Origin of the sequence: Limnobaculum parvum (assembly GCF_003096015.2) — a bacterium.
GTDB lineage: Bacteria > Pseudomonadota > Gammaproteobacteria > Enterobacterales > Enterobacteriaceae > Limnobaculum > Limnobaculum parvum.
In genome coordinates this window covers 2,343,124-2,356,028 of sequence record NZ_CP029185.2, presented here as the reverse complement: position 1 = coordinate 2,356,028, position 12,905 = coordinate 2,343,124, and the positions used below count along the sequence as shown (strand labels likewise).

The window sequence follows — 12,905 nt, the reverse complement described above, 5'->3', positions numbered from 1 at the left end:
TTGTGCACGGACTGCCCCCTACCATCAGTGTCAGCGGCGGTACGTGGTGGCTGTCCGGGACTTGGCCAAGTTCTACTCTGCAACACCTGTTCCCGGCCATCCCCCACTCAACATAATGTGGCATTAACCGTACCAGCCCATAACGGTCTGGTACGGTTAACACACATTATGTCAGCGCCGTTCAGCTCAGGGCGCTTCGCGTCTTACAGGGCTTCACAGTGCGGCTTGCCGCCGCTCATTGGCATCGTGGTGCTGAGTGGCGCGCCGGTTCCCGCCGCTGTTGGCTGCATCACCCACGCCCACCACCGCAGTCGCCAACGTCCTGTTGGCTCCAAGGGCCAAGTTCAACAACGCTAAAGGCATGTCGGCCGTTGGCCTCCGCAGCTTATTACCCCCGGCCCACCCAGCTACGTCTGGTTAAACAGGCTCGCACTGCGTTGCTCGTTCCCTGTTTAACCAGCCTTCGCCCCATCCGGCCCCCACGGGGGCCTCCCTGTTAAAGCTTTATAAGCGGGGTCTACCACCCCGCGCCCCGGTCAACCGGCGCCAGTCCCGCAGCAAGCTGCGAAACCGTCACCGGTTCTGGTCTGGCAGGTTACGGGGGAGGTTCAGCAAAAAAGGTCAAAACCGGTAATGGCAGCGGCTAACGCCGCTGTTATGATGTGGCGTTGGTTGCTCTTTAACAGTTCCGGGGTGGTGCCTTATCGGGCCAAAAAAGCGCGTCTGGGCTTGAGTGTTCGGGTATCAAAATGCACTGGCAAAAAGTGGTTGTAACTAGCTGACTAAACAGGGAAAAGTGGTGTTCGAAGAGTAAGTTCATGTCGGGATGAGTTGTTTCGGTGAATAACTATCTGAGCGATAAGCAGATGGATGACATGACCCGTGAAATCCAAAGCTGCAAGACAGAAGGCTGTGTTCAGCAGGTTCAGGATAAATACCAAAAGATCGATAAACAGCAAAGTGCTGAATTAGAAGCGGCTTGTAGTGCTAACCCCGCTTCAGCCTCTTGCCAGAGTCATTTAGCGAAGGCCAGAGACGGGGACATGTATCTGTATACTCAGTCCGATCTGGCGAAGTTAGGGATGGATTTTGGGCAGTACGGCGTGGGAGAAGTGTGTAAAGCGGCACCGGCTAACTGTATAGCGGTGCTGTCTGCGCAAGATAAATCGAATGCGGTTGATGCTGACCGTAATCTGAATAATCCAGAACTGGTAAAAGCAGCCGCAGATCGTAATAGAGCCGTCTTTAAGTCACTTGGTTTTGATATGGATGGCATGTCAGACCAAGAAGTGAACAATACGATGTCAAGCATGGCGATGGGGGCCGTGGGGATTATTGGAAGTAAGGCTAAAGGTGGTTCTGGGAAGGGGAGTGCGCTACCAACTCCAATACCAACGACTGCTTCAAATGGCTTGAGTTATAAATCAAATCCCAAGCATACACCAGGACAACAAGGTTATAGCTATAGAGCTGGTACTGAACCTAAGGATTCTATAGAACTATTTGGGGCGTCTGTTGTAAGTGGGAAAAAGAGATATGCAAAAGATGCTGAAGGAAATGTTCATCAGTTTACGAATACGAATGATGGGACTTGGCATTGGTCTGGTAGTACCGGAGATAAGTCAGTTCAACTAGATAAAAATATGATTCCAGCTGATGTTAAGAAACAATTAAATTTACCTAAAAAGGGATGGTGATTATGGTTTTTGGTGATCCAAATAATTTCGCAATATTGATGGAATTAGTACCTCCTTGGAGTCTAGAGGATAACTATAAAAACGGATTATTTCATTTTATTATTGATGGAAAGTTATTCCCTGATTCTGCTGGAGTAGCTACTTTGAGTGGTGATGTGAGTTGTCTCTCAGAAGATAACGCCTTACTTTCTCCACTGGAAGATAGCATTTTATTTAGTCTGGATAAAATAGAAGCATTTTCGACAATGCTAAGAGCTATGTTACCCACACTGTTGGATCCAAATGTGGATGTACCCGATGATTTTGAAACAAATTATAGCTATCAAGCTTCTACATATAACTTAGAAGATAACGCTTGTTATGTATTCGCTGTTAGCTCCGGCGATGAAATAAGAATCTTGGGAGCTAAAACAAGTTATTTATCAGGTAATGATATTGATGGTTATAAATGGATAAACTGTGAGCATTTAGATGTTGCAGAAGTAATTTTGCAAAAAGAGGAAGTACATAAAATAGTTAATGAAATTAAGATGCAATTTACTTTGATAAATAAACTATGACCATAAATAAACTGCATCCTAGATCGAATATCTAATGTATAAGGATGCAGTTTATAAATTATCAAGAGATTTGCTTTAACCGTCAGAGAGTAATATCCGCCTCAATCACCATCCGTCCCCGTTCGGTGGTCACAGTGACTGGCTGCCCGGAGGTGAATCCCAACGCTTCCAGCCATTTACCGCTGATTTTAATCTGCGGGCTGGGCTGGGTTTTACCGCCGTTGGGGGCATATCCCACGGTGTAATGACGGGGCTGTGGTTCTTTTGCTTTAACGGCCTGTTTTGACTTACAACAGTGCTGCTTCCGAGGCCATTGGTACTGCCAGCGGTGAAATCATTGCACAGACCATTACGCAATATCTGTACGAAGGTAAAAAGCCGGAAGAACTAACAGAAGAGCAGCGTCAGGCGGTTGCTGCGTTGTCGATGATAGCATCGGGCGCGATTGGTGGTGTGGTCGGAGATAGTACTGAATCGGCTGCCACTTCTGCTAATGCAGGGTATAACGCGGCGGTCAATAACCACCTGACGACAGGTGAAAAACAGGTTCTTGATCGTAAAGAGAAGGAATATGCCTCACCTGTCAGGGGGGCAATGCTGGAAGTGGTGCCTGTCAGGAGCTGAAGCAAGATATTGATAAGCTGAAAGAGAAAGGCAGCAGCATTGATAAAGTTGAAGAGAATGAATTTGGCCCTGATTTTCAACTTGCTGGCACGGAGAAAATTGACCACAAACCGGGCGATGTTGTTAGCTGTGTAGGCTCCAGTAATGGGTTTTGTGTTGTTACCGAGCAATCAACCAGCAATGGCAAAGAATGGATTTTAGCTGAGGCTAATGAGGTTCAGGCCATTGCGGCTAAACATCAGAATGGAGATGCAGAAGCATTTATTAAGGAGCTGAGTGCAGCTTATTTTAATGCAGGGTGTGGACTGCCGGGATTAGCAACGGCGGCTTGCCAGAGTTATTTTGCTGCGGGTGGTGCAAACCCGATTGATGGTAAGGTGCCTACGGATGGCGAGCGGTTGTTGTGGGCAATGGATGCGGCGACGAACATCGTTGGTGGTGTGGGTACGTGGAAGGCTGGGAAAGATGCTACCACAGGGGTAACTACGATCACTTATCCCGATGGTATAAGTTTTAAAATCGAACAGCCTGCGCATTTAAGTGCTGTTGAAAAGTATACCCAACAAAAAGGTATTACAGGCGGGCATAATTCAGAGGCATTTTATATATCTGTGAAGCAAAATGGGGTGAAGATATTGAGTGAAACTCCAACGGGTATTAAAGGTGTCACTGAAGTTAGTTATCAGATTCCAGCTTATGATAGAGCTGGCAATATAGTTGGTTATAAAGAAAAGCCACTCACGAAAACTATATATGATCCAAAAGTATTTTCAGATCAGAAAATACTTGATTTAGGCCAGCAGGCGGCCGCTAAAGGGTATAAATCGGCAATGGCTTCGGGAGCTAGGGAATATACTTCAAGTGCAGGAGGAATCGATTTTAGGGTATATATCGATCCTAACACAGGAACAGTAATGAACTTTTTTCCGGTGGTAACCAAATGAATGAGTATCTTTTTACACATATAGATTATGATAATGACCCTCATTGGGTTGTTAAAGATTGTTTTAATTCAATAAATCTTTATGGCCGGTTTATATGGGGGATTCAACATATTATCAATAGGGTTGGTTTTGTAATTGATGAAACGTGTTGTAATTTTCCTGATTGGGACGATCCCGATCCTGAGTGTCATTTTGAAGGAATAATGTTTGGCGTATGGGAAGGTGAAATTATTGTTTCAGAGTCAGTTGGTTTCGGTTATGTCAGAGTGGCTTGCGAAAAATATCTCCAGCTACATCCTGAAGATATCGAAAAAGTTAATACTCTACTGGCTAAAATGCCGTAATAAAAAGCTCCCGACTATATATTTTGGTCGGGAGCTTTGTTTTAACCGTCTGCTAGTAATATCCGCCTCAATCACCATCCGCCCCCGCTCAGTGGTCACGGTCACCGCCTGCTCGGGGGTAAACCCTAACAAATCCGGACGATTGCTTATTTATCTATTTCACACCCATCTATATAAAATTCCCCAAGCTAAATATAGAAAATCCCACCCGATAAAAGCGTTACCCCGATACCCGCTCTTTGACGTTCAGTTACAGTATTGAACGGGTAAACATTCAACTGCCGGGTGAGAACGGTATGAAGGACGTCAGCGTGGTGACCCGCCCACCGAGCCTGAATCTGATATTACCCAATGCCAGTCTGTATAAAATCAATCCGGCGGTAGGTAGTCGCTATTTAATCGAAACCGACCCTCAATATACCCAACTTAAGCGCTGGCTGGGTTCGGACTATATGACCAGCCGCTTACAGGCTGACCCGAACAATATGCACAAACGTCTGGGGGATGGTTACTATGAGCAGCGACTGATTAGCGACCAGATAATTAACCTAACCGGACAGCGCTTTTTAAACGGCTACGCCAATGACGAAGAGCAATATATGGCGCTGATGAACAGCGGCGTGGAGTTTGCTCAGAAGTATCCTCTGTCATTAGGTATTGCGCTGACGCCAGAGCAGATGGCTAACCTGACTTCAGACATCGTCTGGCTGGTCAGCCGTGACGTGACCTTACCGGATGGCAGTATCCAAACGGTTCTGGTGCCGCAGGTGTATGCCATGATTAGGCCGCAGGATATTGACGGCAGCGGTGCGCTTTTGGCCGGTAAGCAGGTCAATTTGCAACTGACCGGTGATTTGGTCAATCAGGGGCGCATTCTGGCGGGGGATAAGCTGAATGTGCTGGCGCAGAATATTCAAAATATGGGCGGTAGCATCAGCGGCAATAATGTGATGTTGCTGGCGAATAACGATATTAATAATATCGGCGGGTTGATGCAGGGCTTTGACAGCCTGAGGCTTCAGGCCGGGCATGATATTAATCTCATCACCACCACCACGCAGGGAGAAAAGGCGGGTCGCAATGGCTCTTCCCATACGGCTATCAATCAGGTGGCAGCCCTTGCGGTTAATCACGACAACGGCACATTACAGCTTTCGGCGGGTCACGATATTAATCTGACGGCGGCGCTGCTGAGCAACGCGGGTCAGAACAGTGATACGAGCATTGCGGCGGGTCACGACCTGAATCTGAATACGGTGACAGTAGCGAAACAGGCGGAGTTTTATAAAGACAAAAACAACTACCGTCGGGAATCGACTTCGTCAGAGGTGGGCAGTCAAATGACCGGCAGCGGCGATATCACCCTGTCAGCGAAAAATGACATCAATGCCCGAGCAGCGCAGGTGGAGGCCGGTGGTCAACTCGGGGTCATTGCGGGAAATAATCTGTCGATGACTACCGGTGAGTCAACGGAAGACCTGAGCGAACATTCAAAGTACAGTAGCCGGGGAAGTTTTGGCAAAAAACTTACGTCAGAAAGCCATGATGAGCTGCATGCTGTTTCGGGGGTCAGCAGCAACTTTAGCGGTGACTCGGTGGTGATGAAGGCCGGAAACGACCTGTTGGTTCACGGAAGTCAGGTTACTGGAATTCATGATGTTTCGCTCAGTGCCGGAAATGACCTGACTATCGATACCGCCGCGGAAAAACGGGATGAGATGCATCTGTCCCGCACCACCAAATCGGGCCTGATGGGCACTGGGGGTATTGGCTTTACCGTTGGTAAAATAGATGAAAAATTCACCAACACGACGCACGGTATTGGCAATCTTGGCAGTATTGTCGGCAGTACCGAAGGCAACGTCACCTTAAGCGCGGGCAATCATCTCGCGATCAAAGGCTCAGACGTTGTCGCCCAGCAAGACATCAGCCTGACGGGTAAAAACGTCACCGTTGAGTCAGTGGAAAACCAGACCCACATTCAGGACAAGTACGAACGTACCCAGTCGGGCGTGACCGTTGCGCTGTCTGGTGCGGTGGGTGGTGCACTGAATGCGGCGGTGACCGAAGCGAAACAGGCGCAGGAAACTCACGACAGCAAAATCAAGGCGCTACAGGAAATCAAAGCGGCGCTGTCGGCGGCGCAGGCCGTACAGGCCGGGATGATGGACTTGCCCAAAGACAGCGAAGGGTTTGTGGGTATCAGTATTTCGGGCGGTGCTCAACGTACTGAATCCACCACTGACACCAATATACGGGCGGCGCAGGGTTCAACCATTGCGGCGGGGAATAATCTGTCGATTACCGCCACCGGTAACGGTGAGAAAGGGGTGGATGGCGATATCACCCTTAAAGGCTCCGCCATCAATGCGGGGAATAATATGCTGCTTGACGCCAACCGGGACGTTAACCTGCTGGCGGCGGCGAACACCCAGAAAACCGACAGTGAGAACAAGAGCTACGGCGGTAACGCCGGGGTCAGTTTTGGTATTGGCGGGGGTAAAAACGGCCTGCGCTTCTTTGCGGATGCCAACTTTTCCCAGGGGAATATGCATGCAGACGGCCTGTACTGGACGGAGAGTCAGCTTGAGGCCGGTAATAACCTGACCATCATCAGCGGTCGGGATACCAATCTGATTGGTGCACTGGCGAAAGGGGATTCCGTCACAATGGACGTGGGTCGTGACCTGACGGTGCGTTCATTGCAGGACACCGATGACTACAGCTACGAGCAATACTCACTGAATATTGCCGGCAGCTACGGCACCGGTTTCGACGGCAGTCTGGGCTTCACGATGGACAAGATGGACAGCACGTGGGCCAGCGTCAATGAACAGAGCGGGATTTACGCCGGCAAGGGCGGCTATGACATTACCGTCGGTAAGCACACCCAGTTAGACGGGGCGGTGATTGCCTCGGAAGCGACAGCTGACAAAAACAATCTGGACACCGGCACGTTGGGCTGGAGCGATATCAAGAACAAGGCAGATTATGACGTCAGCCATGTGTCGATGAGTATCGGCTCGGGCGGTGGCGCACCGTTTGGGTTCCCGGGCGTACCGGGTACGCCTATCGTGGTGGCCTATGGTGACAGCGCCAGTAGCACGACCCATGCGGCGATAGCGGACGGCACGTTGACCATTCGTGACCAGAGCAATCAGCAGCAAGATATTGCGAAGCTCAGCAATGACACGGCTAACGCAGCCAATCCGCTGGATAAGATTTTTGATGCCGATGAGCAGATGCGTAATCTGGAAGCGATAGGTCTGGCGGGGCAGATAGTGTCGCAGGTGACAACCATTGCGACCAATATTGGGGTGAAGGCGGCGCAGGATGAGGCACATGCTAAGGCGGATGCTCAGAAAGACTCAGCGGCGAATGACCCGGCCATCATTGCACAGGCGAGAGCCGATTTGTCTAAAGCGGGTAACGACAATCCGACGCAGGAAGAGCTCAATAAAGCCACCTACGATGTGGTGTATCAGGCTGAGTTTAAGATTGCCAATGAAAAGCAGATGAAGGAGTACGGCACGGGTAGCGATGTGCAACGGGCAATTCAGGCGGCTGGCGCAGCGCTGACGGTAGCGATGGGCGGTGGTAGTGTTGGGAATGCGGCTGCGGCGGCTTCAGCACCTTATCTGGCTCAGGGCGTGAAAGTGCTGACCGAAGGGCCTGAAATGAAGGACAAGGCCATTAACGCAATTGCACATGCGATTATCGGTGCCGCAGTGGCTCAGGGGAGTGGTAATAGCGCGGCTTCCGGAGCTATTGGTGCCGCCAGCGGTGAAATCATTGCACAGACCATTACGCAATATCTGTACGAAGGTAGAAAGCCGGAAGAACTAACAGAAGAGCAGCGTCAGGCGGTTGCTGCGTTGTCGATGATAGCATCGGGCGCGATTGGTGGTGTGGTCGGAGATAGTACTGAATCGGCTGCCACTTCTGCTAATGCAGGGTATAACGCGGCGGTGAATAATTTTCTGAGTCCGGAAAAAGCTGAAACGCTGATTAAATCAATAGAAGACCAGAAGGCGGGTAAAAATTTGGTGGAAGCATCACTGAATATTGTGAAGCTGACGAATGAAGACCGTGCTAGTAATGTTTTACTGGAACTGTATCAATCAGGCCAACCAATGACAGAAAGCCAGAAACAAGAGCTGGCTGGTTTACTTGACCAATATGGTTATGAACTTCAGGTTATGTATGGATTTACGCCACAGAAAGCGAATGAGGCTATTCAGGGAGTGCTTGCAGGTAAAGCGTTTGTTGCGTCAACGGGAGATATCAGTGCCTATAATGAAGCATTGAGCTATCTTAAAACGGCTAGTGTACACACCAGTCAAGCGATAATGGGCACTGATGCGTTAATGGCGTTACCTGGCGCGCCGGGGATTGTAGCTCGCTCTGCATTGGCAGCGGGTGGTGCTTATCAGGCAGGTTATGGTTTAGGGCAGCTTTCTGACGGGAACTATGGCGAAGGGGCATGGAATGTTGGGTTAGGAACTGCAGCGATTTTTGGTGGAGTGGCAGGGAATAGTGTCATTTCGAGAACTGATAGAGCTATAGCTTCGCCGGGGAAAGCAGTATCGTGGCAGGAGAGTAGTTTGTTTCCTAATAGTAAAGCGGATACAAGTCCATTATCGATACAAGCTCAGAAAGATTTATTAGATGAAATCAATAAATTCCGTTCTAGGACTCAAGCAACAAATACATCAACAATGATAGGCGCATATGACTCAGCTACAGGTAAAACAGCGATAGGTTTTAGTAACAATAATATTACAGCTGAATTATTAGATTCAAAAACTGTTACATATATAGAGTCACAACTAGGTGCTAAGATTGGTGAGTTTACAAGTTTTTGTAAGAATACTGTGGGCGCCTGTGCAGAAGTATCAGCAGCGGATCAATTGATTCGGCAGGGGGCAGATCCAGCAAGTATTAAATTTACTCGAGCTGTAAGGCCTAGAGATGCTTATGGTAAAAAAGAGGTTCCCGCTAAAGCTATTGTTGATACATGTGAGAATTGTGCGGCTACGTGGCCTAATGGAAATAAAAAATGAGTCTATTAAATAAGAATTGGAAACCTAGTTTTGGGGCGGTATTTACTTGGTTTGCAATGGATAAGTATGGAAAAATTGCTGTTATGATTAACAATAGTTTTGGGGATTTACCTCAGATATTGTTATCAATAGACTCAGTAGATGAGATGCTCACTGCTATCAATGAATATATGTGGGAAGAATCGCAATATTATACTGTATATCCTCCAAATAAAGAGGGGGAGGCACTTTTGGATATGTATTCTGCTTATGTATATCGTCATACTTCTTCAAGGATTGAGGTAGAGAAATATATTAATGATGATTTAATTGAATCAACAAATTATAGCGATACAAATTTATCTGTTAATAAAGGATTTTATATTTATCAAGCAATTGAGGGAAGTAATCCAGGGCAAGATTATCCCGTTGGCTATGATGGTGAAACTAAAATGGGTGATTATTTTAGATATTTACTGCCAACTATTTATGCCTCTATTGAAGATTTTCCTGAACCCCTAAGGCAAGGGATAGTTGTGTCAGATACAATAGACTTCACGGTAGATCGTTTACTGGATAATGATCGTATTAATGAATATTTCCCAAGAATGTATTCATAATAGTCTTTTGCTCAGTGAGTTATCCCCAAGATTGAATATTCAATCTTGGGGATAAGCTGCAAAACTTGGTGTGTGTCAAAAAATTTTCAAGCTAAAAACAAAAAATCCCACCCGATAAAAGCGTTACTCCTATACCCGCTCTTTGACGTTCAGTTACCACACCCCACGCAAAATTGCATTTTGCCTGATTGTCATTCTATTTCAGTGAGTTAGTTTGCAAAGAAAGTTTTCAAATAAAAATAAAGATGAAATCAGAGTCAAAACAGAGTCGTCACCGAGTCGGTTTAGAGTTGTTTGGGAGTTGGTTTAGAGTCTTGTATTTATAATCAGTAGGTTAGATGTGAATGACTCTATATAGAGTCGCTATGTTGTCGCTTTTTGGGACAATTAAGGCAGATTATGATGTCAGCCATGTGTCGATGAGTATCGGCTCGGGCGGTGGCGCACCGTTTGGGTTCCCAGGGGTACCGGGTATGCCTATCGTGGTGGCCTATGGCGATAGCGGATGGCAGTATCACTATTCGCGACCAAAACAATCAACAGCAAGATATTGCGAAGCTCAGCAATGACACGGCTAACGCAGCCAATCCGCTGGATAAGATTTTTGATGCCGATGAGCAGATGCGTAATCTGGAAGCGATTGGTCTGGCGGGACAGATTGTTTCGCAGGTGACGACCATTGCGACCAATATTGGGGTGAAGGCGGCGCAGGATGAGGCGAAGGCCAGCATGGAGGCGGCATCGAAAGACCCCGCTATTCAGGCACAGGCCAGAGAGAATTTAGCGAAGCAGGATATCGAAAACCCAACGCAGGAGCAGTTGAATAAAGCTACCTACGATGTGGTGTACCAGGCGGCCTATGAAGAGCAAATGAAGACTTACGGTACCGGCAGCAATGTTGGCCGAGCGATACAGGCAGCCGGTGCGGCACTGACGGTAGCGATGGGCGGTGGTAGTGCAGGGAATGCGGTGGCTGCGGCTTCTGCGCCGCTCTTAGCTCAGGGCGTGAAACGGTTGGCGGATGACAATTTCCCAGTGGATAAAGAACATCCGGATAACGCTAATCTGTTTGCCAAAGTTATCGGTCATGCCATCGTCGGTCTGGCGGTTGCGGAAGGTTCGGGCAATAGCGGTATGGCGGGTGCGTTAGGAGCCGCCAGCGGAGAGCTGATAGCGAAGACGATAGCGGAAGAATATTACAAAACCGATCCGGAAAAACTGACAGAAGCCCAGCGTCAATTTATTGCCAATATGACCTCAATCGCCACCGGCGTGGCGGCTGGTTTAGTGGCGGATAATACGGCAGATGCGGGGATGGCGGCTAGTGCGGCGTATAATTCTGCTACTAACAACTACCTTAGCCAGTCGGAAAAGACTGAGCTTGATTTAGCGAAGCAGAAACTTAACGACCCGGATCCTTTAGTGCGTGAAAAAGCACGTCAGGATTACGACCAGTTGATGGAGAAAGATATTTCCAGCGATCAGGCCGTAATAGATGCCTGTGGTAATGGTCAGGCGGGAAGTGCAGGTTGTGCTAGTGCCAGACAGGATGCGGCAGCAGCGAGGGATAGCTATGAAACGGGTTCGTATAACTCTCAGGCCAAAAAACAGTATGCTGACGCTTATGGTCAAATTGTTAGCCTGTTAAATAGCACGACGGTAGATGCCGAGCATAAAGAGCAAGTTACCGATGGTCTGGCTCGTTACTTTATGGCGGTAACGGGCGTAGATTACGAGACAGCACGGGGTTATGCCGATACCAAGCAAGGTATGGATATTCTTGTTGCGTCTTTGGCGCTGAAAGATAACCTACAAGCCGCACATTCGTATCTGGCGGCAGAAGGGGCAGTATCACAGGCTAATGCAGCAAAAAGTGCGTCAAAAACTTCTTATAACTGGTCTTCAGGTGAGGGCGCGTTTAGTCCGAAATCAAACGGGAAAATTGTTGATGTTGAGTATCCCGGTGGTAAGTATGATGGTAATTCATTGCCTTATGGTAAAAATACATCGACAGGATCAAAGACAGCTGACAGCACAGCAGGAGAGAAACTTGCTGGTCCGACGGAAAGTTGGGGGAGTTATACTAGCAAAGAACAATATATTCAGAGTCTGACTCCGACCGAACATACTATTGTGCCTTCACGGAAAGCCCCTCAAAATTATATACCAAATTCAGTATATGAAGTGTCACGAGCTGATGGGACAAAAAGTATTACGTATTATGATGATAAGGGAAGAACTTTTTCTAGAGAGGATTATGGACAACAGAAAACACATGGTCAGTTAGGCTATAATACTGATGGGAGCGTTCCTCCTCATGAACATACTATAACTTACAGCGAACGAGGTTTTGTTGATACCAGACAGTATCGCTTAATAGATAGTAATGGTAAGGCTGTAGGTCCGTGGATACCTGAAAACTAGAGATATAATTATGTCGAATGATGTTAGTGGTTATATTACCCCGGCTCTTACCAGAGAGGTTAAAGATATATTGGAACATTATATCTCTCAGAGAGAGATCGGAATCTATAAGATTCGTAAAGATGAATTGTATAATTTTCCTTTAGATATGTTACCTGTAGATGATGCATTTATGTTTTCAATTGGGGATCGACCAGGATACCCTAATGCTACATATTTAATTGATTATTATGAATATGATCCAATTTCATCGAATACTGGTTTCCCGTTTGGAGGAAAAGATAGACTCACTATACTTCTAGATACATTCGTGGATATGATTAAAATAACGAACGCAAAGAAGATGGTTGTAGCGCTGACTGATTGCAACCAGATTGAGACAATAAAGAAGATAAAACTATCTGATTTGTATGATGTTATTTATTCTGATTTTGAGGAGCATCAAGGGCCAACCGATACACTCTACGAAATTACGGTTTAGCTAATGTCTGCAATCCCGGTCAGTTCACAAACTGACCGGGAATATATATAAAATTCCCCAAGCTAAATATAGAAAATCCCACCCGATAAAAGCGTTCCCCCGATACCCGCTCTTTGACGTTCAGTTACAGTACTGAACGGGTAAACATTCAACTGCCGGGTGAGAACGG

12 protein-coding genes are annotated in these 12,905 nt (G+C 47.3%); 10 read left to right on the top strand and 2 right to left on the bottom strand.

Annotated features, from left to right (window positions below; all coding sequences use genetic code 11):
• Positions 1-213 precede the first annotated feature (213 nt).
• Positions 214-363: a hypothetical protein gene (locus tag HYN51_RS16355; protein ID WP_157953024.1), complete on the bottom strand. Its 150-nt coding sequence runs from the start codon at positions 361-363 to the stop codon at positions 214-216.
• A 476-nt stretch (positions 364-839) separates the two neighbouring features.
• On the opposite strand from HYN51_RS16355, the gene HYN51_RS16625 reads away from it, so the two are divergent.
• Positions 840-1,697, top strand: coding sequence for a DUF6862 domain-containing protein (locus tag HYN51_RS16625; protein ID WP_230513964.1), 858 nt, complete (start codon positions 840-842; stop codon positions 1,695-1,697).
• Between the two features lie 2 nt (positions 1,698-1,699).
• The gene (locus HYN51_RS09910) at positions 1,700-2,257 is read left to right on the top strand and encodes an immunity 42 family protein (protein WP_157953023.1); all 558 of its coding nucleotides are present in this window, start codon (positions 1,700-1,702) and stop codon (positions 2,255-2,257) included.
• An 82-nt stretch (positions 2,258-2,339) separates the two neighbouring features.
• Here the strand turns inward: HYN51_RS09910 and HYN51_RS09905 are convergent, their stop codons facing one another.
• The gene (locus HYN51_RS09905; protein WP_108899884.1) at positions 2,340-2,495 is read right to left on the bottom strand and encodes a SymE family type I addiction module toxin; all 156 of its coding nucleotides are present in this window, start codon (positions 2,493-2,495) and stop codon (positions 2,340-2,342) included.
• 44 nt (positions 2,496-2,539) lie between these two features.
• Here HYN51_RS09905 and HYN51_RS09900 point away from each other — a divergent pair, with 44 nt between their 5' ends.
• From HYN51_RS09900 to HYN51_RS09870, 8 genes are all read left to right on the top strand, one after another.
• A complete protein-coding gene (locus tag HYN51_RS09900) occupies positions 2,540-2,881 on the top strand; it encodes a VENN motif pre-toxin domain-containing protein (protein ID WP_108899883.1) in 342 nt (113 codons plus the stop codon).
• A gap of 410 nt (positions 2,882-3,291) precedes the next feature.
• Positions 3,292-3,825 carry a CdiA family toxin C-terminal domain-containing protein gene (locus HYN51_RS09895; protein WP_108899882.1) on the top strand — a complete coding sequence of 178 codons (534 nt, stop codon included), beginning with the start codon at positions 3,292-3,294 and terminating at the stop codon, positions 3,823-3,825.
• The gene (gene cdiI / locus HYN51_RS09890) at positions 3,822-4,169 is read left to right on the top strand and encodes a ribonuclease toxin immunity protein CdiI (RefSeq protein WP_157953022.1); all 348 of its coding nucleotides are present in this window, start codon (positions 3,822-3,824) and stop codon (positions 4,167-4,169) included. The genes HYN51_RS09895 and cdiI overlap by 4 nt, the downstream gene beginning before the upstream one ends.
• Positions 4,170-4,465: 296 nt before the next feature.
• Positions 4,466-9,232 (top strand): hemagglutinin repeat-containing protein, encoded by a 4,767-nt coding sequence (locus HYN51_RS09885; RefSeq protein ID WP_157953021.1) that lies wholly within the window; start codon positions 4,466-4,468, stop codon positions 9,230-9,232.
• A complete protein-coding gene (locus HYN51_RS09880; protein ID WP_108899880.1) occupies positions 9,229-9,831 on the top strand; it encodes a hypothetical protein in 603 nt (200 codons plus the stop codon). The genes HYN51_RS09885 and HYN51_RS09880 overlap by 4 nt, the downstream gene beginning before the upstream one ends.
• Positions 9,832-10,175: 344 nt before the next feature.
• Entirely contained in the window at positions 10,176-10,400 is a 225-nt protein-coding gene (locus tag HYN51_RS16470; RefSeq protein ID WP_192878393.1) for a hypothetical protein, read from the top strand.
• Complete coding sequence (locus HYN51_RS09875) at positions 10,324-12,255, top strand: VENN motif pre-toxin domain-containing protein (protein ID WP_108899879.1); 1,932 nt, start codon at positions 10,324-10,326, stop codon at positions 12,253-12,255. Before HYN51_RS16470 ends, HYN51_RS09875 begins: the two co-directional genes overlap by 77 nt.
• A 10-nt stretch (positions 12,256-12,265) precedes the next feature.
• On the top strand, positions 12,266-12,736 hold the full coding sequence (locus HYN51_RS09870; protein WP_108899878.1) for a hypothetical protein: 471 nt from the start codon (positions 12,266-12,268) through the stop codon (positions 12,734-12,736).
• Positions 12,737-12,905: the final 169 nt, after the last annotated feature.

Bases quoted from the DNA above. Each gene is read 5' to 3' on its own strand.
- HYN51_RS09885 (WP_157953021.1), top strand. From the start codon at position 4,466: ATGAAGGACGTCAGCGTGGTGACCCGCCCACCGAGCCTGAATCTGATA.
- HYN51_RS09895 (WP_108899882.1), top strand. From the start codon at position 3,292: ATGGATGCGGCGACGAACATCGTTGGTGGTGTGGGTACGTGGAAGGCT.
- HYN51_RS09910 (WP_157953023.1), top strand. From the start codon at position 1,700: ATGGTTTTTGGTGATCCAAATAATTTCGCAATATTGATGGAATTAGTA.
- HYN51_RS09880 (WP_108899880.1), top strand. From the start codon at position 9,229: ATGAGTCTATTAAATAAGAATTGGAAACCTAGTTTTGGGGCGGTATTT.
- HYN51_RS09875 (WP_108899879.1), top strand. From the start codon at position 10,324: ATGGCGATAGCGGATGGCAGTATCACTATTCGCGACCAAAACAATCAA.
- HYN51_RS09870 (WP_108899878.1), top strand. From the start codon at position 12,266: ATGTCGAATGATGTTAGTGGTTATATTACCCCGGCTCTTACCAGAGAG.
- HYN51_RS16355 (WP_157953024.1), bottom strand. From the start codon at position 363: ATGCCTTTAGCGTTGTTGAACTTGGCCCTTGGAGCCAACAGGACGTTG.
- HYN51_RS16470 (WP_192878393.1), top strand. From the start codon at position 10,176: ATGACTCTATATAGAGTCGCTATGTTGTCGCTTTTTGGGACAATTAAG.
- cdiI (WP_157953022.1), top strand. From the start codon at position 3,822: ATGAATGAGTATCTTTTTACACATATAGATTATGATAATGACCCTCAT.